The 20,695-nt window shown below is 46.1% G+C and carries 24 protein-coding genes; 6 read left to right on the forward strand and 18 right to left on the reverse strand.

The window, feature by feature from the left end:
- Positions 1-425: 425 nt before the first annotated feature.
- From RBB45_RS25695 to RBB45_RS25705, 3 genes are read right to left on the reverse strand one after another with little or no spacing between them, the layout of a single operon-like run.
- On the reverse strand, positions 426-1,967 hold the full coding sequence (locus tag RBB45_RS25695; protein WP_009791166.1) for an acyl-CoA carboxylase subunit beta: 1,542 nt from the start codon (positions 1,965-1,967) through the stop codon (positions 426-428).
- Between the two features lie 32 nt (positions 1,968-1,999).
- Positions 2,000-2,212, reverse strand: coding sequence for a biotin/lipoyl-containing protein (locus RBB45_RS25700; RefSeq protein WP_009791165.1), 213 nt, complete (start codon positions 2,210-2,212; stop codon positions 2,000-2,002).
- Between the two features lie 14 nt (positions 2,213-2,226).
- Positions 2,227-3,570 carry an acetyl-CoA carboxylase biotin carboxylase subunit gene (locus RBB45_RS25705; RefSeq protein WP_094769956.1) on the reverse strand — a complete coding sequence of 448 codons (1,344 nt, stop codon included), beginning with the start codon at positions 3,568-3,570 and terminating at the stop codon, positions 2,227-2,229.
- A 341-nt stretch (positions 3,571-3,911) separates the two neighbouring features.
- Here RBB45_RS25705 and RBB45_RS25710 point away from each other — a divergent pair, with 341 nt between their 5' ends.
- Complete coding sequence (locus tag RBB45_RS25710) at positions 3,912-4,394, forward strand: N-acetyltransferase (protein ID WP_009791163.1); 483 nt, start codon at positions 3,912-3,914, stop codon at positions 4,392-4,394.
- 51 nt (positions 4,395-4,445) lie between these two features.
- On the opposite strand, the gene RBB45_RS25715 is transcribed toward RBB45_RS25710, so the two are convergent.
- The 4 genes from RBB45_RS25715 to RBB45_RS25730 form a co-directional block, all read right to left on the reverse strand.
- On the reverse strand, positions 4,446-5,048 hold the full coding sequence (locus tag RBB45_RS25715; protein ID WP_009791162.1) for an RsfA family transcriptional regulator: 603 nt from the start codon (positions 5,046-5,048) through the stop codon (positions 4,446-4,448).
- Positions 5,049-5,126: 78 nt separating this feature from the next.
- Complete coding sequence (locus RBB45_RS25720) at positions 5,127-5,885, reverse strand: enoyl-CoA hydratase/isomerase family protein (RefSeq protein ID WP_129611924.1); 759 nt, start codon at positions 5,883-5,885, stop codon at positions 5,127-5,129.
- Between the two features lie 139 nt (positions 5,886-6,024).
- On the reverse strand, positions 6,025-6,198 hold the full coding sequence (gene rpmF, locus RBB45_RS25725; protein WP_009791160.1) for a 50S ribosomal protein L32: 174 nt from the start codon (positions 6,196-6,198) through the stop codon (positions 6,025-6,027).
- Positions 6,199-6,324: 126 nt separating this feature from the next.
- A complete protein-coding gene (locus RBB45_RS25730; RefSeq protein ID WP_094769954.1) occupies positions 6,325-6,846 on the reverse strand; it encodes a YceD family protein in 522 nt (173 codons plus the stop codon).
- A gap of 224 nt (positions 6,847-7,070) precedes the next feature.
- Here RBB45_RS25730 and RBB45_RS25735 point away from each other — a divergent pair, with 224 nt between their 5' ends.
- The gene (locus RBB45_RS25735) at positions 7,071-8,297 is read left to right on the forward strand and encodes a nucleotidyltransferase (RefSeq protein WP_248137301.1); all 1,227 of its coding nucleotides are present in this window, start codon (positions 7,071-7,073) and stop codon (positions 8,295-8,297) included.
- Between the two features lie 39 nt (positions 8,298-8,336).
- Here RBB45_RS25735 and RBB45_RS25740 read toward each other — a convergent pair whose 3' ends face one another.
- Both RBB45_RS25740 and RBB45_RS25745 read right to left on the reverse strand, forming a co-directional pair.
- Positions 8,337-9,359 carry a SepM family pheromone-processing serine protease gene (locus RBB45_RS25740; protein WP_306010612.1) on the reverse strand — a complete coding sequence of 341 codons (1,023 nt, stop codon included), beginning with the start codon at positions 9,357-9,359 and terminating at the stop codon, positions 8,337-8,339.
- The gene (locus RBB45_RS25745; RefSeq protein WP_022543690.1) at positions 9,346-10,146 is read right to left on the reverse strand and encodes a patatin-like phospholipase family protein; all 801 of its coding nucleotides are present in this window, start codon (positions 10,144-10,146) and stop codon (positions 9,346-9,348) included. Before RBB45_RS25745 ends, RBB45_RS25740 begins: the two co-directional genes overlap by 14 nt.
- Before the next feature lie 326 nt (positions 10,147-10,472).
- Here RBB45_RS25745 and ylbJ point away from each other — a divergent pair, with 326 nt between their 5' ends.
- Positions 10,473-11,699 carry a sporulation integral membrane protein YlbJ gene (gene ylbJ / locus RBB45_RS25750; protein ID WP_035401061.1) on the forward strand — a complete coding sequence of 409 codons (1,227 nt, stop codon included), beginning with the start codon at positions 10,473-10,475 and terminating at the stop codon, positions 11,697-11,699.
- Positions 11,700-11,719: 20 nt separating this feature from the next.
- Here ylbJ and coaD read toward each other — a convergent pair whose 3' ends face one another.
- The 3 genes from coaD to RBB45_RS25765 all read right to left on the reverse strand — a co-directional run bounded on the left by coaD (position 11,720) and on the right by RBB45_RS25765 (position 14,916).
- Complete coding sequence (coaD, locus tag RBB45_RS25755) at positions 11,720-12,208, reverse strand: pantetheine-phosphate adenylyltransferase (RefSeq protein ID WP_022543689.1); 489 nt, start codon at positions 12,206-12,208, stop codon at positions 11,720-11,722.
- A 2-nt stretch (positions 12,209-12,210) separates the two neighbouring features.
- A complete protein-coding gene (gene rsmD / locus RBB45_RS25760; protein WP_101550679.1) occupies positions 12,211-12,780 on the reverse strand; it encodes a 16S rRNA (guanine(966)-N(2))-methyltransferase RsmD in 570 nt (189 codons plus the stop codon).
- A 717-nt stretch (positions 12,781-13,497) separates the two neighbouring features.
- The gene (locus tag RBB45_RS25765; protein ID WP_306010613.1) at positions 13,498-14,916 is read right to left on the reverse strand and encodes a hypothetical protein; all 1,419 of its coding nucleotides are present in this window, start codon (positions 14,914-14,916) and stop codon (positions 13,498-13,500) included.
- Between the two features lie 251 nt (positions 14,917-15,167).
- Between RBB45_RS25765 and RBB45_RS25770 the strand changes: the two genes are divergently transcribed.
- The gene (locus tag RBB45_RS25770) at positions 15,168-15,557 is read left to right on the forward strand and encodes a DUF7147 family protein (protein WP_094769948.1); all 390 of its coding nucleotides are present in this window, start codon (positions 15,168-15,170) and stop codon (positions 15,555-15,557) included.
- Positions 15,558-15,805: 248 nt separating this feature from the next.
- Here the strand turns inward: RBB45_RS25770 and RBB45_RS25775 are convergent, their stop codons facing one another.
- The 5 genes from RBB45_RS25775 to RBB45_RS25795 form a co-directional block, all read right to left on the reverse strand.
- A complete protein-coding gene (locus tag RBB45_RS25775; protein WP_009791147.1) occupies positions 15,806-16,081 on the reverse strand; it encodes a YlbG family protein in 276 nt (91 codons plus the stop codon).
- Positions 16,082-16,217: 136 nt separating this feature from the next.
- Positions 16,218-16,658: a YlbF/YmcA family competence regulator gene (locus tag RBB45_RS25780; RefSeq protein WP_009791146.1), complete on the reverse strand. Its 441-nt coding sequence runs from the start codon at positions 16,656-16,658 to the stop codon at positions 16,218-16,220.
- A 59-nt stretch (positions 16,659-16,717) separates the two neighbouring features.
- Positions 16,718-17,131 carry a hypothetical protein gene (locus RBB45_RS25785; RefSeq protein WP_094769947.1) on the reverse strand — a complete coding sequence of 138 codons (414 nt, stop codon included), beginning with the start codon at positions 17,129-17,131 and terminating at the stop codon, positions 16,718-16,720.
- A 139-nt stretch (positions 17,132-17,270) separates the two neighbouring features.
- The gene (locus tag RBB45_RS25790; protein WP_009791144.1) at positions 17,271-17,513 is read right to left on the reverse strand and encodes a YlbE-like family protein; all 243 of its coding nucleotides are present in this window, start codon (positions 17,511-17,513) and stop codon (positions 17,271-17,273) included.
- A 17-nt stretch (positions 17,514-17,530) separates the two neighbouring features.
- Entirely contained in the window at positions 17,531-17,929 is a 399-nt protein-coding gene (locus tag RBB45_RS25795) for a YlbD family protein (RefSeq protein WP_009791143.1), read from the reverse strand.
- A gap of 143 nt (positions 17,930-18,072) precedes the next feature.
- Here RBB45_RS25795 and RBB45_RS25800 point away from each other — a divergent pair, with 143 nt between their 5' ends.
- The gene (locus tag RBB45_RS25800) at positions 18,073-18,558 is read left to right on the forward strand and encodes a PaaI family thioesterase (RefSeq protein WP_009791142.1); all 486 of its coding nucleotides are present in this window, start codon (positions 18,073-18,075) and stop codon (positions 18,556-18,558) included.
- A gap of 10 nt (positions 18,559-18,568) precedes the next feature.
- Positions 18,569-18,958 carry a hypothetical protein gene (locus RBB45_RS25805; protein ID WP_009791141.1) on the forward strand — a complete coding sequence of 130 codons (390 nt, stop codon included), beginning with the start codon at positions 18,569-18,571 and terminating at the stop codon, positions 18,956-18,958.
- Positions 18,959-19,001: 43 nt separating this feature from the next.
- Here RBB45_RS25805 and RBB45_RS25810 read toward each other — a convergent pair whose 3' ends face one another.
- The gene (locus RBB45_RS25810; protein WP_101550685.1) at positions 19,002-20,027 is read right to left on the reverse strand and encodes a CAP domain-containing protein; all 1,026 of its coding nucleotides are present in this window, start codon (positions 20,025-20,027) and stop codon (positions 19,002-19,004) included.
- Between the last annotated feature and the right edge of the window lie 668 nt (positions 20,028-20,695).

Below are 20,695 nucleotides of genomic sequence, written 5' to 3' on the forward strand. Positions count from 1 at the left end.
CTAAGACCCTCTGTTTTCTTTTTTCCTGGTCAGAGGGTCTTAGCGGCCTTGACTAAGACCATCTGTTTTCTTTTTTTTCTGGTTAGAGGGTCTTAGTGGTTCTGACTAAGACCCTCTGTTTTCTTTTTTCTTGATCAGAGGGCCTCAGTGGCTCTGACTAAGACCCTCTGTTATCTTTTTCTTTGATCAGAGGGCCTCAGTGGCTCTGACTAAGACCCTCTGTTTTCTTTTTTCTTGATCAGAGGGTCTTACTGGCTCTGACTAAAACCCTCTGTTTTCTTTTTTCCTGGTCAGAGGGTCTCAGCAGCCTTGACTAGGATCCTCTGTCTTCTTTATCTACAAATAAAGGGTTCCAGCCTCGGGACCGGAACCCTCCTCTCTTCTATTATCCAGCAGCAAAGCCTAGCCCTGATGAGGCCTTTCTATCAAACCGGATAAACCGGATGCTTTCTCACGCTGAAATTCAGTTCTTTTGTTTCATAATAAGAGAATCTCTCGATCAGCTGATCGCGGAGATCAGAGGCAGCGACAATATCATCTACGATCAATTCTGAAGCAAGCCTGTAGATATCAATATGTTCTTTGTATTCCTGCTGCTTCTCCTGGACAAAGGCTATTTTCTCCTTTGGATCTTCTATTTCATTGATTTTATTGGAATATACGGCGTTGACGGCGGCTTCAGGGCCCATTACCGCAATCTGTGCGGTCGGCAGGGCAATGCAGCAGTCAGGTTCGAATGCAGGGCCCGCCATTGCGTATAATCCGGCCCCATATGCCTTCCGCACAATGACGGATATCTTCGGAACAGTTGCCGAGCTCATGGCTGCGATCAGCTTTGCGCCGTGGCGGATAATGCCGGCGCGCTCAACCTTTGTGCCAATCATGAAACCTGGGACATCTGCAAGGAACAGCAGCGGAATATGGAAGGCATCACAGAGCTGAATGAATTTTGCCGCTTTATCGGCTGAATCAACAAACAGCACACCGCCTTTAACCTTCGGCTGATTGGCAATGATACCGACAGCTCTCCCGCCTATCCGAGCCAGCCCGGTAACGATTTCAGGAGCAAACAGCTTCTTGATTTCAAAGAAACTGCCTTCGTCAATCAATGCATCAATGCATTCATACATATCAAAAGGCGCATTTTGGTTAACCGGAATGATGTCTTCCAGCTGACGGCCCTCTTTGGCTGCCATTCCCTCCAGCAGTTCCGTTTTCTTCAGAAAGTTTGGAGGGAAGTACGGCAAGTACCGTTTGGCATATTCGATCGCTTCTTCCTCACTGTATGCAAGCACGTCGCCGCAGCCGCTGACAGAACAATGCATACGTGCTCCGCCCATTTCTTCCAGCGTCACCTTTTCCCCAATGACCTTTTCAGCCATCCTTGGTGAACCCAGGTACATGGATGCGTTTTGATCCACCATGATGACGATATCACAAAAAGCCGGTATATAAGCCCCCCCTGCAGCTGATGGGCCGAACAGCAGGCAAATCTGCGGGATGACTCCCGACAGCTTGACCTGATTATAGAATATTCGGCCGGCACCTCGGCGGTTTGGAAACATTTCCAGCTGATCTGTAATCCTGGCGCCGGCAGAATCTACTAAATACAATAATGGAACCTTCAGCTTCTCGGCGGTTTCCTGGATCCGGATGATTTTTTCGACGGTCCTTGCCCCCCAGGATCCAGCCTTTACGGTTGAATCATTTGCCATGACACAGACTGTCTGTCCGCCCACTTTTCCAGTGGCGCAAACAACACCGTCAGCCGGGAGGCCTTCTTCCTTGCAATTGGCAAATTTGCCGTCTTCCATATACTCCCCGTCATCAAATAAAAGCTCGAGGCGCTTTCTGACAAACAGCTTATTTTGCGCCTTCAGCTTTTCATGATATTTAGGGGGCCCGCCGGCTTCTGCCGCTTCGGACCTTTCCCTTAATGTTTCGGTCAAAGTGTTGACTGCCTTCATGTTATGCCTCCTCTTTTTCTTTTGGCGGACTGCTATTCCAGTACGATCAGAACGTCTCCTTCATTGACAAAATCACCGGCCGAGACTTTTACCTCAGCTACTTTTCCGTCCATATGGCTTTCAACCGGGATTTCCATTTTCATGGACTCCAGCATAATGACTTCCTGGCCGGCCTTGACCTCGTCCCCAGGCCCTGCCATTGTGTTCAAAACTGTACCAGCCATTGATGATGTTATTTCTTTCATGTGATTTCCTCCTCTTAATGAACTGCAAATTTCTTTTCCGCCAAAAAGGCAGTTGTATAATTTCCTTTAATAAAATCTTCGTCATTCAATATCTGCTGAAATAAAGGAGCATTTGTTTTGATCCCCGTGATTTCCAAATGTGTAAAGAAATCAGATGCCCGCTGGATCGCTTCTGACCTCGAGCCCCCGAAAATGATGCACTTCGAAATCATTGGATCGTAAAAAGGTGTGACTGTGTTTTCAGCGAGATATCCGTTATCCATCCGGATCCCGTCCCCCTTTATCCAGTAAAAGCTATCAATTTTTCCCGGAGAAGGCATGAAACTTACAGGATCTTCTGCATAAAGCCTGAACTCGATTGCATGGCCGTTCCTTGCTATTTCATCCTGCAGCAATGGAAGCTTTTCGCCCCTTGCCACGAGGATCTGCCATTTTACAAGATCCAGGCCGGTGATCTGCTCGGTTACGGGATGCTCGACCTGGAGCCTTGTATTCATCTCCAGGAAATAGAAATTCTCTTCTTCATCTACAATGAATTCAACAGTTCCGGCATTCACATAGCCGACCGCTTCTCCTGCTCTGAGCGCTGTTTTCAGCATATTCTGCCTTGTCCCCTCAGATAAAAAAGGGGATGGCGACTCCTCAACCACTTTTTGGTGTCTTCTTTGGATGGAGCAGTCCCTTTCATACAGGTGCACAAGGTTTCCGAATGAATCCCCGAATATTTGGACCTCGATATGCCTGGCATTAGGAATATACTTTTCTACGAATACTTCATCTGAGCCAAAATAAGCTTTTGCCCGTGCTTTCGTTGAGTCGTAGGACTTAGCGAGCGCTTGCTCATTTTCACAGCGGATCATTCCGATCCCTCCCCCGCCGCCGCTTGCCTTAAGCATGACAGGATAGCCCATTTCATCTGCAAGGCTTATAGCTTCTTCCAGCGTGGCGACACCTTCACTGCTTCCCGGAACGACCGCAACTCCCGCCTTGGCCATAGTATCCCGGGAAACGATTTTATCTCCCATCAGCTCTATGGTCTCAGGGGAGGGTCCGATGAAGACGATCCCCTCATCAGCTGCAGCGCGGGCAAAAGCCGCGTTTTCTGACAAAAAGCCGTAGCCTGGGTGAATAGCATCGGCCCCTTCAGCTTTGGCAATCCGCAGTATTTCATCTGTTTTGAGATAAGATCTGCCAACCGGGGGCTCCCCTATCCGGAAAGCATGATCTGCTTCCTGGACATATGGCATTCCGCTATCTGCATCTGAGTAAACAGCAATCGTTTCAATTCCCATTTCACGGCATGTTCTAATAACGCGCGAGGCAATCTCCCCGCGGTTTGCAATCAGTATTTTTCGCACATTCAGTCCCCTTTCCTGGCTTAATCCCTGCAATAAAATATATTTCTACAAAGTTCTCCTTTTTCCCTTCTTTTTTTGAAAACGCTTTCTATATTATTTGAAAATAGCTAATAGCTCTCTTTCTTTTTGCCTGACAGCAGCATTCATTCCAGATATCTGTATGCTGCCATAAAATTCAACATCAATTACAACTTGATTATGCAGAATTATTTGTTATTTTGTTATATAATATTGGAAAGCGCCTTCAAATATTTGCTGTAACAGGCAGGTTTAATTTTCTATACTGCAGGGCAAAAAAATTCATATGATGTAATGTAACCAGTACGCAAGGGGGAAACATAATGGAATTTAAAGTAGAAAAATTAAAGGTGAACTATAAAACACTTGAGGAATTTAAAAGATTCAAAGAATATGGCCTGCAGGAATTATCCATGTTTGAAGATCTTGAAGCCAATATTATTGAGAACGACAGCGAGTCTCCTTTTTACGGGATCTATTTCGGGGATAAGCTGGTTGCCAGAATGAGTCTTTACCGGGAGGCTGCGAAGTTTGACCGGTATTTCAGCCCGCCGCAGGATTATCTTGAGCTCTGGAAGCTGGAAGTTCTGCCTGATTACCAGGGCAAAGGGTACGGAACTGCGCTTGTGAACTTTGCGAAAAGCTTCAGTCTTCCTATCAAAACCAATCCCCGCATCAAATCAAAGGAATTCTGGGAGAGGATGGGATTCACTTCCGTCTCGTATGACATAGAAAGGGATCTGGGAGAAAACCCATTGGTGTGGATTCCTGCCGGAGCCTCTGAACAGACGGTTGAAAGCAAATAACAGGGGCAGACAGCCAGAAAGCGGACATCAATTGTCCGCTTTTTAGTATGATCACTTTTGAAATACCTGCTGGCTGTTCTTTGTTTTCTGCTGGCGGTCTTCCTCTTTCAGCACCACCATCTTCCTTGCCCTTTCCATTATTTCCGTAAGCGCTTCATAGTCTCTTTCCATGACAGAAATCTCCTTCAGCAGCCTTTCGTTTTCTGCAGCCAGGTAATATACCTGATTTTCCAGTTTCTTGATCTGCTCTCCCGTCTCAGCCGCGGCTGGCTGATTGGCTTTGCGGTACAATGCTTCAATGTAACCCACTATAACCTCAACTTCAGGGATTTCTGCCCCGGTAGCGGCTTTTTCCGTTGAGGTACCATCCTCCGTTTTGGCGGATTCAGGTTCCTGCTTGCCAGTCTGGACTGCTTCCGGCTTTTTCTTCAATTCCTTCCGCTGTTTCTTAGCAAGCTCAATCCCTGATTTATATTGCTTCCTCACATAAGAATTCCATCTGAAACCGCAGGCCGCAGGGGTCCTTGAAAGCTGTTTTCCCACTTCCTCGAAGGCCTGCAGCTGTGTACCGCCTTCCCGGATATGGCGAAGCACCACTTCGGCAAGCAGCAGATCCTCATCCTGGGTCCAGGCATCCTGCCTTGTTGTCGACATCAGCTATCCCTCCTAGTCTTTTTAAAAGCATATGCTTCTGCTAGAAAAGATAGACTGATGCAAAATAAATTATAATGACTAAGAGCGATTTAGAAATTTGTCCACCTGGGCATGATGCTCATCCTTTTCCCACAGAACTGAACAGTGGCGGACTTCGTCGTCAATTCTCTGCAGAATATGGCTGTTTTGCCACTTTTTAATCTGCAGCCTTTTGTAGCTTTCAAGCACATTCACATCCAGCTGGAGAATTTTTGACAAATAATCCCTGCAGCTTTCGAGCGCTTCCTTTTGGCTTATCCTATGAATGAATCCGAGCTCCAGCAGTTCAGAGCATCCATAAACCGATGCTTCCGCCAGCATTTTCAGCGCATTGGCTGGCAGGAGTTTTTCCATTAAAATAGAGCCGCCGCCCCAGCCGGTCGTAATTGCTAGCTTTCCCTGGATGAATCCAGCCTTTGCACCCGGAGCTGCTATACGGAAATCGCATGCAGATGCAATCTCACAGCCTCCTCCAACCGCCGCCCCATTTAAAAAAGCCACTGTCGGTTTTGGCAGGAACAGCAGGTCTTTCAGGATTGCCGCCATCCCTGACAGCATTCCAAAAGCCTCATCCTCTGTCTTCAGGCTGTGGAAGAGCCCCAAATCTCCGCCTGAACAAAAAGCATGGCCTCCGGCTCCGGTTATCATAAGTGCCTTAACCTCTTTCCTGCCCGCCAGATTGACTGCCTCCCTCAGCCCTTCCATTACTTCATAGTTGATTGCATTCCGGACTTCCGGCCTGTTGATCGTGAATTGAAGCAGCCCATCTTCATGCTGTTCTATTGAATACGGCATCATCATCTTCCTTCACTTTTCTTCCATTATAGGAAGAAGTCCGGCTAAATAGCAATAAAATCACAGAACAGCCCAGCTTCACCCGGAAAATGCCAAAATTAAAAGCACAGGGATATAATCCCTGTGCTTTTAATAGTGAAAATTAGTCGTTAACAACTTCTTTTCCTTTGTATGTTCCGCAAGCCTTGCACACGCGGTGAGCAAGTTTCATCTCACCACAGTTTGGGCATTCTACCATACCAGGCACTTGCAGTTTGAAATGAGTGCGACGTTTTCTTTTCGCAGTTTTAGAAGTTCTTCTAAAAGGTACAGCCATTCTTCCCACCTCCTTAAAGAGTATTAAGAAAGTTATGAAGGCCAGGTATTCGCTGGATTCTTCAAATGCTTCTTGTAGTAGTTCATAAGTCCGGAAATATTCCGGGGATCATAATCCAGTCTCCTGCTATTCGCCGGAGGGATCATTTTGATCAAAGAAATTCGCAAGCCCAGCAAGACGGGGGTCGACTTTCTTTTGAAGGTCTTCCTCCTGGATGACTTCCCAGTCCTTGCCGGATTGGGGGGCCCCCTCTTCACCGCTGTCCTCGCAAAAAACCTGCATAGGGACTTCAAGCAAAAGGATTTCTTCAATGATCGGCTGAAGATCAATGACATCGCCTTTCACCTGATGGGTTTCCTCTTCGGTTTCATAATCCAAACCTTTTAAGAGGAATGTTTCAGTTGTTTCAACATTAATTGGATAATGCACATCAACTAACGTACGAGAACAAGGCAGCACCAGATGACCTTTAATCGCTAAATGAAAAGTCACCTTGGACGAATCTATATCCGCCCGGCCAAATATATGAATCGGCGAAACTTCTCTGATCGTCGGGTCGGTCTCCCTGATCCCGCTCACATCCACTGTCTCATCGATCGGATAATCCTTGCTTCGATATTTCTGTAATTGACTTATTGTCCATTTCATACGAATCACCCCAAGGCAACAAAAGTAATTATAGCTTTCATATAATTATTTGTCAATATTTTTTCTTTACACTATAATTTAAGCTAGTTAAACGCAGAATCGGCTTATTTTCCGGGCTTTTTCCTCTTGAAGGAGTAGCCTCATCTACCATTATAGCTTCTGTCACTATAACATAGGTTTATCACAAGCAGCCGATATTAAACCATTATAAGGGGAATGTTCTTATGAAAGCAGTTGGTGTGATCGTTGAGTATAATCCTTTCCATAACGGGCATTTATATCATCTGAAAAAATCGAGGCAAGCAGCAGGCGCAGATATTGCCATAGCTGTCATGAGCGGAAATTTCCTCCAAAGAGGGGAACCAGCGCTCCTCTCTAAATGGGCACGGGCTGAAATGGCGTTAAAAGCCGGCGCCGACCTCGTTTTTGAGCTTCCCTATAAGTTCGCTGTTCAAAATGCCGAAACTTTTGCAGACGGTGCAGTTTCCATTCTTGCTGCTGCAGGATGCAGCTCCCTCTGCTTTGGGAGCGAATCAGGAGACATCGAAACATTCAACGCTGCCGTCCATCTGCTCGATGAGCATAATGAAGCCTACCAGGAAAGGATCAAGCACCATATAGGAGACGGAAACAGCTACCCTAAAGCATTGTCACTTGCTTTCAAAGATCTCGGGCTGGACGAAGCCGGGCTGGACCTGTCCAAGCCGAACAATATTCTCGGCTATCAGTACGCCAAGTCGGTCTATTCCCGCCATAAGGAATTGGAGCTCCTGACTGTGGAAAGAAAAAGTGCCGGCTATCATGACGAACATTTCTCATCAGAGACCATTGCGAGCGCAACAAGCATCAGGAAAGCTTTGTTTTCAGACGGGCTTGAACTGACCGATATCAAATCATATGTTCCTGGAACAACGCTTGACATCATGGAAGATTATAAAAAAACATTCGGTGCCTTCCACCAGTGGGAAATGTACTGGCCCTTCCTCAAGTACCGGCTGCTCCAGATGTCCGCTCCTGAACTAAAAGAAATTTACGAAATGGAAGAAGGCCTTGAAAACAGAATCATGCATTCGGCCATAAAGGCAGGAACCTTCCATGAGTTTATGGAATCCATAAAAACGAAGCGATATACCTGGACAAGGCTGCAGCGGGCTTGTGTCCATATACTGACCAACACGAAAAAAGAAGAAATGCTGCCGCAGCCTAAGTCAGCATCCTATCTCCGGCTGCTCGGGATGAGTGAAGAAGGGCGGATATATTTAAACAGGCAAAAAGGAAGCCTCGGCCTGCCTCTCATCTCCAAGCTGTCTTCCAGCCCGGAAGAAGCTCTGCGGCAGGATATACGTGCAGCCAGGATCTATGCTTCAGCCCTCCCACATCCGCAGCGCCAGAAACTGCTGGAAATGGAATACACTCAGCCGCCAATCTATCTGAAAGGCAGCAGGGCCTGACAAAAAAGGAGCAGGCAGGGAATGATCCTGCCTGCTTAGTTATTTTGGTTCCAAACCTTCCAAATAATCTACCGCTTCCTCAAATGTGTTGATCGGAATGATTTTCATATCTGTCCCGATCTCCTCGGCAGTTTTTGCTGCTTCGCTGTAGTTCGACCCGGCTGCGCCATTTTCATTCGGCGCCAGAAAGACTTCTGCGCCAGCTTTGTCGGCCGCTACAATTTTCTGCTCAATCCCGCCAATCCTTCCGACTGTTCCATCGGCAGAAATGGTTCCTGTTCCTGCAATCTGATAACCTCTTGTCAAATCTTCCTTAGTCAGCTGATTGTAGATTTCCAGTGAAAACATCAATCCAGCGGACGGACCGCCTATTTCCTCTGTATTGAGGCTGACTTCCGGCTCGACTTTAATCTCCTTGTCATCGACAAGCGATATGCCGATCCCGACTTTATCAGGATCATCCTTGAAAGCTTTCAGGGAAACCTCTGCTTCTTTGCTCTCCCCGCCTCTTTTATAGGCAAGTGTAATGGTGTCTCCCTCTTTTTGTTTGCTGACATAAGAAATGAATTCTTCAGACGACTTGAATTTCTGATGGTCGACTTGTGTTATCATATCGCCGGCCTTCAGCACTCCGTCAGCAGGCATATCCGGCAGGACATTCATCACATAGACCCCTCTGTACTCATAATCCACCGGCAGGCCAGCCTTTTTATAGGCAACCTCAATGGCTGCTGTTTTTGATGTGTCCATCAGATGCAGCTGGCGGACATTGTATTCTTCATCAGTTTCATCTTCGCGCCTAATTTCCTCGACAGGATAGATTTCCTGGAACTTGCTCACCTTTGCAGTCAGATAGGAGTAAATATTGGCCCTGCCCATCCTGACGGTTGTAAGCATGAAGTCCCCTGCCTCATCATATCCGCCTTCCACTTCAATTATCGGTTCCAGCTGCTTGGCCATGCCTGGTTTTGTTACATAGTAAGGCAGATAATAGAAAAACCCTGCCAGCAAAATCACTGCAGCGATAAAGAAGGAACGGAGGAAGATTTTATTTCTCTTCATCGTCTTCTTGCCCCTTCCAATTTTGAATAGCTTCCTTTATTCTGGGAACTTGCTTTCTTGCTTCCTCTTCCCCAATCCTGATGATATCTTCAATATTGGTGAAAGCCCTTGAGCTGTACATTTCCACATGCGGTCTGATCATGATATCAGAGGCGATCTCCCGGTTCGAAACGAGCTCCATCTGCATAATATCCAGGCTTTGCATGATCACATCGAATATCGATGTGATGTCAGAGCTGGTCTTCACTCTTGACACATCGACAGCTATGATCAGGTCCGCTCCCATTTCTTCGACAACTGACACCGGCACCCTGTCAATGACTCCCCCATCGACCAGGAGCCGGTCTTCCAGTTTTTCCGGAGTGAAAATCCCGGGTATTGATATGCTTGCCCTGACGGCATCAGCAATCGGCCCTTTGCTGAAAACAACTTTTTCCCCTGCCTTAAGATCAGTTGCAACCACTCTGACAGGGATATCAAGATCTTCCAGGTTCTTGCCATGGGTAAACAATCGAATAAGTTCCTTCACCTTCTTGCCAGCCAGAAACCCCATCTTCGGCACTGTAAAATCAAGATAGTACTTTCTTTTGAAAGCACCTGCCAGCTTATAGAGCCTGTCAATGTCCAGTCCTGCTCCATAAAAGCAGCCTACAAGCGCTCCCATGCTGCTCCCGGCAATCACATCGACGTTAATTCCTTCCTCTTTCAGCACTTTGATGACGCCAAGATGGGCGAACCCCCTGGCTCCCCCTGATCCCAGCGCCAATCCAATCACGGGCTGCCTCATCAGCATCCCCCCTTTTATATATGACTCATGGCGGGCGATAGTCAAGAATTTGCTTACCTCCGCATCAAACACAATAAAGCCTGGTTTAATCTTATGGTCTATTTTATCTTTCTATGAGTATATTGGGATATATGGGGACAAGGCGTGCCCGGCTGAAGCCGATTGGGCAAAGCAAATGGAAAACCCTGTATATTGGCTGAAAAATCTACTGCGCCTCAGGAGGGACGGTTTGCCGCTCCAGACCCGGCCCGCTGATTATAAATACAGTTTATCACTGTTCTGCATGAGCTGCACAGTTTGTTTACCTGATAAGGGAGGATTTGCCGGTGTTGCGTTCCAAACTAAAAACACTCATATTAGCTTCATCCGTTACATTAATGGCTGTATCGCTCATATCCTTTCCACAAGAATCAGTCGACGCGTCGATTAGAGGCCTCAATATGTGGTGGGAAATTGTCTTTCCTTCTCTCCTCCCCTTTTTCATAGTATCTGAGATGCTGATTGGATTCGGGGTGGTCAAATTCCTCGGCGTTTTGCTGGAGCCGCTCATGCGGCCGCTTTTCCGCGTTCCGGGCGTCGGAGGTTTTGTCTGGGCGATGGGGATGGCTTCAGGCTATCCTGCCGGGGCAAAACTTACTGCCAGGCTGCGCCAGGAAGATCAGCTGACTAAAACAGAAGCTGAAAGGCTCGTTTCTTTTACAAACTCATCCAACCCCCTGTTTATTTTTGGAGCAGTCTCTGTCGGTTTTTTCAACAATGCAAAAATCGGCATCATACTGGCTCTGGCCCACTATCTTGGAAATATTACTGTCGGCCTGATCATGCGATTTTATGGAAGAAAAGAAGAGATGACCCGCTCAAAGCCAAAAAGGAAAAATTCTCTCAGGGCTGCGTTTTCTGCTCTCCATCAGACACGAATCAATGACAACAGGCCCATCGGTAAATTGCTCGGCGACGCTGTTATGTCATCAGTCCAGACGCTGCTTATGATCGGGGGCTTCATCATCTTATTTTCGGTTATCAATAAATTGCTCTTCCATCTGCATATCACAGCTTTTGCAGCCGAATTCATAGCAGTCGCCTTCAGCAGCATCAGTCTTCCTTCCGAGCTCAGCATCCCATTTATATCAGGTCTGTTTGAAATAACACTGGGAAGCCAGATGACGAGCCAGATTCAGCAGGCCACCCTGATGCAGCAGGTGATCGTAACAAGTCTTGTACTGGGATTCTCAGGGTTTAGTGTACAGGCTCAGGTGGCCAGCATTCTGGCCCAGACAGATATCGGCTTTAAGCCTTTCTTTGCTGCAAGAATCATCCATGGAATTGCTGCGGCTATGTTCGCCTTTCTTCTTTGGGGGCCAGTCTATGAGAGGTTCTATCATACAGATGCCCCTTCCAATGCTTTGCCTGTTGGGCTATTTGGCGGAAATGCTTATTCCCAGGCTGCAGCCTTCCTGGCAGAGCATGGACCGCTGATAACACTCGCAGCTTTGCTTGTCTATATTTTCCTGCTGGGCAGGCAAATTTATGCAGGAGATGCACAAAAAAAATAACCGGCACACGCCGGTTATTTTTACTGCTGAAGACTGAATTTCCCGCTGAGCGCTTTTTGGACAGCCTCTGGCACAAGCTCGGAAATATCTCCGCCGTATTTAGCCACTTCTTTGACGATGCTGGAGCTTAGAAAAGAAAATTGGTTGTTTGTCATCATGAAAAACGTTTCTATTTCCTCATTCAAGACCCGGTTCATTGATGTAATCTGCATCTCATACTCAAAATCTGAAACCGCCCTGAGGCCCCTGATGATTGCACTTGCCCCGACCCCTTTTGCATAGTCAACAAGCAGTCCCTGGAAAGAGTCCACTTTCACATTGGGGAATTCCCTCGTCACCTCACTGATCAGGCTGATGCGCTCATCAACAGAAAAAAGCGGATTTTTGGATGAGTTATTAAGCAGGACCACATGAATCTGGTCAAAAACCTTCGAGGCCCTTTTAATGATATCCAGGTGGCCATATGTAATGGGATCAAAGCTGCCCGGACAAACTGCAATGCTTGCCATTGTCATCCTCCTTCATTACCGTTGCTGTATGTAAAAATTGAAACTGCTATTATTCCATATGTCTCGCTTTTAGTTTTCACAAAATTCCCTGTCTCACCCGGCAGCTCTATATCTGAAGCATGTTCACAAACGATAACTCCCTCTTCTTTCAGGAGGGAATGCCGGCCGATCAATTCCATCAGCTTCAACAGCTGCTGTTTTTTATAAGGAGGGTCCAGGAAGATATAGTCAAAGGAAATTTCCCTTTTAACAATCGCTTTCAATGCCCTTTCAGAATCGTTCCGGTAAACCTCCGCCTTTTCTTCTAGGCCGCAGGCTTCCAGGTTTTCATGGACCGTCTTGATTGCCTTTCCTTCCCGGTCAACGAAAATCACGCTTTCCAGCCCCCGGCTTAAAGCTTCAATTCCGAGGCCTCCGCTGCCGGCAAAAAGGTCGAGTCCGGTTCCGCCATCAAAATACGGCCCAATCATGTTAAAAATAGCTTCTTTAACCTTATCGGTGGTTGGCCTTGTTGTATTTCCGGGCACTGCTTTTAAAGAAATGCCTTTACATTCACCTGACACCACTCTCATCATTCATCACCACAATCATTTGACATTTTCCCTTATTTTCTTATTTATCCTAACACAATTCGCCCCATGCCGCCAACAGGCTATTTGAAAGCGGATTCATCAGAAAAGCGGAAGCGCCTTGCTCACCCCCGACAAGCATAAGACAAGACACCCGAAAAGGCGTTCTTTGCCTTTTTGGGGGGCTTGGCTTATGACTCGAGGGGGTAGGCGCTGGAGCTGGACAGTGACCGAAGTAGAGAAATACCACATTCTTCTTTGCAGAAAAGCGGAAGCGCCTTGCTCACTTAAGGAACGCAGACTAAGAACGCCACGTCCTGTGGCAACGTCTTCATGACCCCCATCCTGGGGGCTTGGCTTATGACTCGAGGGGGGAGGCGCTGGATTAGTAAATTTCCTTAACTGCAAAAAATGTTCCCAAAAGGTGTATAACCGTGTTCTTTATGGAAATAATGTAAGTAACAACATCTATTCGAGGGTGTTGTTGCCAACCGCGGAGAAGACTTACGTTTCCCCATAAGTTCTTCCTCCGGTTTCTCCTCTCCCTTTGCCTTCTGTCCCTATGGGATATAGAAGGGCCCTGCAGGAATGCAGGGTTTTTTTCTGTTTCTGCCAAAAGAATGGCGGGAGTGCTGGAAAGTTTGAAATTAGATAGTTATCGGTACATTCTTTTCTTTTAACAGACGAACAAATGAAAAAAGCTGGCATCGCCAGCTTTTCTTATTTGCCTTTTTCGATAGAAATCCTGTGTTCATCTTCGGCAAATTTAATTTTAAATAGTGCTTCCAGCCAGTGACTGTCCATAAAAAGCTCTGATCCTACTGTTACCAGCGGATTCTCCAGGAGCCCGTAGTCCTCTTCATTGTATATGAAAATGTTTTTGTCCAGATAGAAACGGTAGCTATTATTGCCTGCCCCCTGAAGGAAAATTTCTGTAGCAGAAACTTTTTCCGCTTTGAATCCAAGCAGCCCTGCAGTTTTAATAAATGGAAAATATGTTTTTCCATCCAGGCCGATTGCCTCCAAATCTGACTCTGTCCCATTGACATCTATATTCCGCTCATCGGCAAAATAAAAAGGAATATAAGGAGCTTTCTCATCTTTGTTCAAGGTGAAATAGCTTGTATCTTTTCCAAGCTCACTTACAAGGAAACGATCCAGCTGTTCCGCATTAAGAGAATCCGAGTTTTTAACGTAAGAGTAAAATCGTTCCATTCCTTCTTCACCCATGACCTCCTTCAGCCCTGCCAGAAGACTTTTTGCCTTTTCAGAGCCAGGCTCCTGTGAGAGTGCTGCCGAAGCTGCTAAATCCAGCAGCCAGGTTTCACCAGGAGGTGTCCCGCTGAATTTCTCTTTTAGAGCTTGAGACAGAATTTTAGCCATCAGCTCATTTGGATCAGTTCCGGGATTGATAATCATTAGTCCGCTGCCGGCAGCTTCTTTATAGGAACTGGTTTGTATTAAAGTTAAGAACGGAAGATCTGCCATTTTCTCCGCCGATTCCGGAGCTATGACAAGTCCGTTTTCTTTTTCCGCAGCTAAAAAGATGATATTATCGCCTGCCTCAAAAGTGTTCAGCTTTTCAGCCTGCCAGAAGACTGCCGGTGCGTCTCCTTCCCGTTCAAACACATAATAATCGATCAGCTCTCCCTGCTTGTACCCTTCCGGGCGGCCGCCGGCAGACCAGGTTCCGGACCTTCTGGAGGAATCTACAATGACGGTGAGTGTATCATCTATGTGAACATCAGGAATCATGGTCGTCCAATCAGTCAGCAGGAACGCGGCTGGAGAAGCGCCCACAGGGATTATATATTCGAAGGTGAGGCTGCCGTCTTCAGAAATGAATGTGGACGGATCCTCATCAGAAGAGCTGCATCCCTTCCCTTCTATGCCGGGACATTCCCATCTGAACTGCTTTTCTGTGTTGACAGTTCTGTATTCTTTGCCTTTCGACAGGCCTTTTATAGTCTGTGTAACGAATAATTGATCTTGTGTTGTTTCTATTGTCAGCTCCTGTTGGGCTGACTCCAGCACCTTAGAAGGCTCTGACTGTTTGGAGTAGGCATTCCACTGAAAGAACAGCATTGCGCCGATTACAGTCCCTAATGCCAAAAAACTGAGAAACAATCCTTTCCACATGCCGATTCCCCTTCGAAAAATAATTCTTTATTCATACAATAGCAAATGAACCTGACCAGGACTATCCTTTTTTTTACGATTTCATGAAACTTTTATCCTGATTCGTGATTTGAGTTTTTTTCGTTCTTTCTATAATTTTCCGCCAGAGGACCCGTTTCCATATTAGAGTGCAGGCTTCTCAAACACTCTGCTTAGTGATAAAGTATCAGGAGATTCATTAAATTTTTTCATATTAACCAGGAGGAATCTATGTGATCCAGCGTTTTATTGAATTGGGAGAAGGCTATTCCGATATATATGAATTACTTGAAATTGTCCGTTCTAACAAACATCGGCTGCAGCATTTGATAGCATTTCAATCCGCTTATGAAGGGAAAGAGATGACATCGGTCGCCGCGGTGCTCAGGCCTGCTGAGACAGGGAAATTCCAGCCTTTGTATATTTGCCGGGAAGGTATCCCCCATCCTGACAAAGCTCCCAACGCCAGGTTTCAATTATTTAAGGATTTAGCTGATGATTGCGAAAAGGAAATGATCCGGCTGGAAGTCAAGCCTTCTGCACTCTTTGCAGAAAAAGAATTATTCTATCAGTACCTCATCGGCATTCTCAGATTGAACCATTATATTCAGCCGCTGCACTAAGAAATGCGGAAAAGCCTTGATCAGCCCCGACAAGCTTAAGACACTTCAGGATAGAAGGCCTTCTTTGCCTTCAATCCTGGAGGGGCTTAAGACTCGAGGGGCTAGGCTTTGGAGCTGGACAAATAGAAATGCGGAAAAGCCTTGATCAGCCCCGACAAGCTTAAGGCACTTCAGGACAGAAGGCTCATCGCAGCAGAATTGAATTGTTTGTTCATCAGAAAAAAAGGCAGGGATTTCTCCCTGCCTTTTTAAATACCCATTTTATAATCGTATTCTTTCGCTTTATCCGGCTTCGAATTTTCGAATTCTGTCTTCAGGAACGGTTTATAGGAAGGCTCAGCCTTTTTTACGAATGAATAGGATGAAATTTTTTGGATCAATGCCTCAGTATCCTCTATATCGCAGTAAATGACCGCATACTTCAGCTTTTTGGAAACATAGTGGACATTTCCAAACCGTCTCAGCATTTTTGCCTGCTTAAGAGAATAAAGCCAAACAATGATTCCCTGTCGCTGACCTAGCATATAATTTTCCCCTTCAATTTGGCAGTTTTTTATAGTCTAGCAAACAAAAAGGCATATATCAAGAAAAGCTTATAGACTTATGTGCCGCTCCGGAATGCAAAAAGCCCGGGAGTACAAGCTCCCGGGCCATGCTGATTTATGCGGAACAGCTGCAGCTTCCGCCTGATCCGCAGCCGCCTCCGCAGCTGGAGTCAAAGAACGGGTTGCCAGTCGGCACCTTAACACTTTCCGAGACAGACTTTCCAATGATGAGACTGACTTCGTCAAGCAGGCTTTGCAGATCTGTTTCAGCCTTTTTGAACTCAGCCAGATGAATGTCCATGTCCATCTCCCTTTTCACTTCCCTGATGCTCATCATCACTGTTTTATAATCAGGATGATACCTTCCGAAGCGCTGCACTTCTTCGTACTGCTCCTTCATTTTTACAAAGGCTTGAATTTTCCTTTGAGTCTCCCTGCTGTTTTTCACTTTATATAAACAAGCGCGGTACTGCTCCGCCGCTTCTGATGTAAGAATCATGGCCGATAATTGGTCAGCTCTCTCAAGCAATTCGACTCTTTCGGTTGTTGCAAGCATGAAAAGCCCACCTCCGATTCATATTCTATCATGAATATGTTAAATTGCGAAGTATGTGCTTAAGGTATTTTTACAGTAAATTCCTTTTCTGCCCCCACAGTACTTCCTTTTGAAACTACTTTCACCTTTATGTGATGGAGTCCGCTTGCGAGCCCTTTGACCGAAAAGGAAGCAGCATGGACTTCCCGCACTTTCTTTCCGTCAGCATACAGCAGGATTTTCCCTTGCTGTTCCCCTGCACCATCCCGGAAAGAAACTCCTGTAACGATACAGTCTATGTATAGGTCACTGCCATGGATTGTATATTTAACAAATAGCGGGCTCTCCTTTTCCTCCAGCCCTGCTGCTGAAATGTTTTTAGCCCCAATATCCGCTGTTTCAAACAGCTTTGCCTCCGGCTCCGGCAAATCTTTGCCGCATCCGGCAGCCAGCACTGCTCCGATTCCAATGAACAAGGCGATTACTTTTTTCATTTCTTGTTCCTCCTTTGCCACCAGGCTATTACTAGTCTTTCTTGGAAGGCAGCTGTTTATGAGCAGAAATTTTCAAAGAGAGAGCGAATCTTTTTTTAAAACACAATGAAAAAAGCTCTTCTCCCGGGAGAAGAGCTTACTATGAAGATTGTGAGTTCATTGCCTGAAACATGCTCATCATCATGGAAGCCATCTGGACGCCATTGGTGAACTTCTCAACATGATGCGGGATCGTTCTTTTATAATAATGCAGTGCGGCAACCTCCAGCGCTTGTATTTCCTGGGGATTCCTGGACAAAGTGCGATACCATTGGGGCTGTTCTCTAATAAATTGCTTCAGTTCTTTTTTCTGCTCTAAATAGTCAAGGATATCTCTTCTCATCTCACACCTGCCTTAAATCAATCTTTTCGGAATGAAAAAGGATTTGGCGGTTTTGCCTGGACCGGGCTTTGTGAGCCTGGGGTCTGGCCTCCTGTCTGGAATTGGGAGATTACGCCCTGGACCGCAGACAGGGCCTGGCTGAGATTATTAATATATCCTTGCACCTGGCCGGGATCCATTTTTTTGACGGTGCCCATCACCGTGGACATCCAGTCGCTTTTTTTCTCCTCTTCCTTCACTTCTGCCCCAGGATCCGATTCGCCCCATCTGGCATCCTCCTCACCGAGAAGGTACCAATCTTCGTATAGATCCTGCCACGTCGACTTTCCATCTCTTACTTCTTTTATGATATGCGGCCTGGATTTTACGAAGTCCTTGAATTGCGCAACGGAAGGATGAAGTTTCTTTACTGTCATAATCCAATCACCTCATCTGATGCATTCGCCTACTTTACCATATGAAAAAGCTTCATGAAATGTGAAAGCTGTCTTTCACAGATGCAAAAAATGCCAATTAAATGATAAAATATGAAGCAGAAAGCATGTGAAAGGTGATATTTATGGATGAGCAGCTAAGGGATTTATTCGAAGCCTGCCTTGAACAGGCCACTGATGACGACAGGAAGGTTTTGCACACACTTCTTGCCGGAGTGAAGAAGAAGCAGGATAACATAAACAGCTCCTATATAGGCGGCATCCTGCATATGGACCGGACCATCACAGCACAGGAATGCAAAATTACAATGCCCGTCTCCCCCCTCCTGCATAATACACTCGGCATCGTGCATGGAGGGATCACGGCCACTGCTGTCGATTCAGCAATGGGCACCCTTGCCAACTCCCTTCTGCCTGAGGGCTATGGGGCAGTCACCACACAGCTGAATATCCACTATCTGGCTGTCGGTAAAGGCGAAAACATTATATGTACAGCCGCCCTCAGCCACAAAGGCACGAAGACCATGGTTCTTTCTGCTGATGTATACAGGGCTGACGGACGGAAGATCGCACAGGCTACTGGCAGCTTTTTTGTTATAGAAAAAAAATAAGGAGGGCGCTATGGTCACCGCCATTGTCATCCCCATTATATGCTTATACTTCTTCTGGGTCACGAGGAAGGAAAGGCGGAATTCCGAAGCAGAATGGAGAAGTATTGGCATGGTCCCTGAAGAAGCTGTGATTGAAGGGAAAGTCACTGCGCTTCACCTTGAAAAGCAGCGCTATTATCATCATCTGTATGTTTGGGTGCTTGAAATGCGCCTCCAGGCTTCAGCAAAGACAATCATAGCCAGAAAGCTGCAGGCAGCAGATCAAGAATTCAGGTATCCCGGTTTTAAAGAGGGCGAATTTATTATCCTTTTCGGGAAATGGCAGAAAGATATTTTCATTGTAAACCGTTCAATGCCCAAAAAAGGACTGAATCAGACAGCATCCCTTGAAACAGACTAAAAAAAAGAGGCTCCCGGCAGTCCGGAGGCCTCTTTGACTATCTTCACTCTTGCCATTTCTGTATGAAATTCTGAGTATAATGCCTGTCGTACACGCCGACGCCCAGGTGGGTGAAATCCGGGTTTAGCAGGCTCTCCCTGTGGCCTTTGCTATTCAGCCAGCCTTCAACTACTGCGGGAGCATCCACATAGTGAGCAGCGATATTCTCGCCAGCCATCTGATAAAAAACCTCCCCAGCCTCAAGCCTGTCCGACAGCTCGCCGTATTTTTCCGAGGTATGGGAAAACTGTTTGCTTTCAAACATATCCCTGCTATGCTCATAAGCTACTTTTGCAGTAGCTTCGTCCCATTCAAGCACATTCAATTCATGCCTTGCCCTGATAAAGTTGCTGATGTCGAATATCTGTTTTTCATTGCCTTCTTCAATCAGCCTCTTTTCTGCCTGCTCTGAAGGCTCGGCTTCTATCAGGTCACCCCTGTATACCAGTTCATAAGGCCGGAGCTTTACAAGCGTCGGGGCATCCATATACCTGATGCTGGACAGCTCGCCTGTGAAACGGTCGATATACAGCTGTGCATAAATATTTCCGGCCTTGATGAGCGGCCTGGTATTCAGATCGTCTTCAGAGAGTTCAAACCGGTATGAGCTGCCTTTGTATTGAAAATTAATATTAGTGTCAATAAACACAGAAGAATAAATTTCGCTGACCGGCTGACCTATATGGAAAGGACTCACGTCAGCATCGGGCCCTGTGGCAAACAGCGTGACAATCCTTCCATCCAATACGCCCGCCTGAACATACTGGCTGGTGCCTTTCTTATAAATCCACCATTCATAGCCATATTCTGATGGGTCTTTACGTTCCGGGTCACCAAGCAAGACCTGCAGATCAGAGGCATTTTTGCCAATAAGCGATGACAGGCCCTCCCCCGGAAGCTTTAAGGAAGATTCGTCAATCATATTTTGCTCGCTGAGAGAATCGTCTTTCTGGGGTTTCGTTTCCTCATCACTGATCAGGAGTTCGTCTTTAGGGTCTGATGATATATTAAAATAAAAACTAATCACCAAAAAAATGGATACAATAATTAAAATACGGATTAATTTTAGCAGACTCCAGCCCCCTCCCTGCCGTCTTTTCTATCTTTTCTATCATTATATGCCGCAGTATATAGATTATTATATCATTTTCAACTTTCTTTTTAATAGAATAGAATGACAAAATTGCAGGTTAGTCTTTGAAAACACAAAAAGACTGCTTAAGCAGTCCGAGTTTGAACTATTAACCTATAAATTAATTTTTCAAAACCAGTTTTAATTGTAAATTGGGGCTGATGGTCTCCGTTCCAGACACTTCGCTTTCCGCGGGGCGGCGCTGAGCCTCCTGATATGAACGAAACTGTCAAGATTCCCACTCCACCATCGTTTTGGTTTTGTTTTTGGGCACTTTTAAGAAGAGAAGCTATTCTGGCTTCTTTGTACTGGTTAGATATTTAGCCACATTGGCTAGAATAGCTCCTTCTTTAGCTTACTGACCATTTCTCATCGCTTGGATGGGCGGTCAAGTGGTCTCCTTGACGGCCCATCCAAGCGATGAGACGCTAGTGAAAGCTAAAAGAAGGAATAATCGACCTCCTGTTAATGATAGGTATAGAAGATAAGAACACGGCACGAAGGCAAAAACTCAACTGCGGTTATCATTCTGATATTCGTGGGTTTTCACATTTTATCTTTCCGTA

Origin of the sequence: Bacillus sp. MMSF_3328 (assembly GCF_030733525.1) — a bacterium.
Classification (GTDB): Bacteria; Bacillota; Bacilli; order Bacillales; family Cytobacillaceae; genus Bacillus_AB; species Bacillus_AB infantis.

What these genes read in the sequence shown, in the direction of transcription:
- RBB45_RS25695 (WP_009791166.1), bottom strand. Translation starts at nt 1,967, where the DNA reads ATGAAGGCAGTCAACACTTTGACCGAAACATTAAGGGAAAGGTCCGAA.
- RBB45_RS25700 (WP_009791165.1), bottom strand. Translation starts at nt 2,212, where the DNA reads ATGAAAGAAATAACATCATCAATGGCTGGTACAGTTTTGAACACAATG.
- RBB45_RS25710 (WP_009791163.1), top strand. Translation starts at nt 3,912, where the DNA reads ATGGAATTTAAAGTAGAAAAATTAAAGGTGAACTATAAAACACTTGAG.
- RBB45_RS25715 (WP_009791162.1), bottom strand. Translation starts at nt 5,048, where the DNA reads ATGTCGACAACAAGGCAGGATGCCTGGACCCAGGATGAGGATCTGCTG.
- RBB45_RS25720 (WP_129611924.1), bottom strand. Translation starts at nt 5,885, where the DNA reads ATGATGCCGTATTCAATAGAACAGCATGAAGATGGGCTGCTTCAATTC.
- rpmF (WP_009791160.1), bottom strand. Translation starts at nt 6,198, where the DNA reads ATGGCTGTACCTTTTAGAAGAACTTCTAAAACTGCGAAAAGAAAACGT.
- RBB45_RS25730 (WP_094769954.1), bottom strand. Translation starts at nt 6,846, where the DNA reads ATGAAATGGACAATAAGTCAATTACAGAAATATCGAAGCAAGGATTAT.
- RBB45_RS25735 (WP_248137301.1), top strand. Translation starts at nt 7,071, where the DNA reads ATGAAAGCAGTTGGTGTGATCGTTGAGTATAATCCTTTCCATAACGGG.
- RBB45_RS25740 (WP_306010612.1), bottom strand. Translation starts at nt 9,359, where the DNA reads ATGAAGAGAAATAAAATCTTCCTCCGTTCCTTCTTTATCGCTGCAGTG.
- RBB45_RS25745 (WP_022543690.1), bottom strand. Translation starts at nt 10,146, where the DNA reads ATGAGGCAGCCCGTGATTGGATTGGCGCTGGGATCAGGGGGAGCCAGG.
- coaD (WP_022543689.1), bottom strand. Translation starts at nt 12,208, where the DNA reads ATGGCAAGCATTGCAGTTTGTCCGGGCAGCTTTGATCCCATTACATAT.
- rsmD (WP_101550679.1), bottom strand. Translation starts at nt 12,780, where the DNA reads ATGAGAGTGGTGTCAGGTGAATGTAAAGGCATTTCTTTAAAAGCAGTG.
- RBB45_RS25765 (WP_306010613.1), bottom strand. Translation starts at nt 14,916, where the DNA reads ATGTGGAAAGGATTGTTTCTCAGTTTTTTGGCATTAGGGACTGTAATC.
- RBB45_RS25775 (WP_009791147.1), bottom strand. Translation starts at nt 16,081, where the DNA reads ATGCTAGGTCAGCGACAGGGAATCATTGTTTGGCTTTATTCTCTTAAG.
- RBB45_RS25780 (WP_009791146.1), bottom strand. Translation starts at nt 16,658, where the DNA reads ATGCTTGCAACAACCGAAAGAGTCGAATTGCTTGAGAGAGCTGACCAA.
- RBB45_RS25785 (WP_094769947.1), bottom strand. Translation starts at nt 17,131, where the DNA reads ATGAAAAAAGTAATCGCCTTGTTCATTGGAATCGGAGCAGTGCTGGCT.
- RBB45_RS25790 (WP_009791144.1), bottom strand. Translation starts at nt 17,513, where the DNA reads ATGAGAAGAGATATCCTTGACTATTTAGAGCAGAAAAAAGAACTGAAG.
- RBB45_RS25795 (WP_009791143.1), bottom strand. Translation starts at nt 17,929, where the DNA reads ATGACAGTAAAGAAACTTCATCCTTCCGTTGCGCAATTCAAGGACTTC.
- RBB45_RS25800 (WP_009791142.1), top strand. Translation starts at nt 18,073, where the DNA reads ATGGATGAGCAGCTAAGGGATTTATTCGAAGCCTGCCTTGAACAGGCC.
- RBB45_RS25805 (WP_009791141.1), top strand. Translation starts at nt 18,569, where the DNA reads ATGGTCACCGCCATTGTCATCCCCATTATATGCTTATACTTCTTCTGG.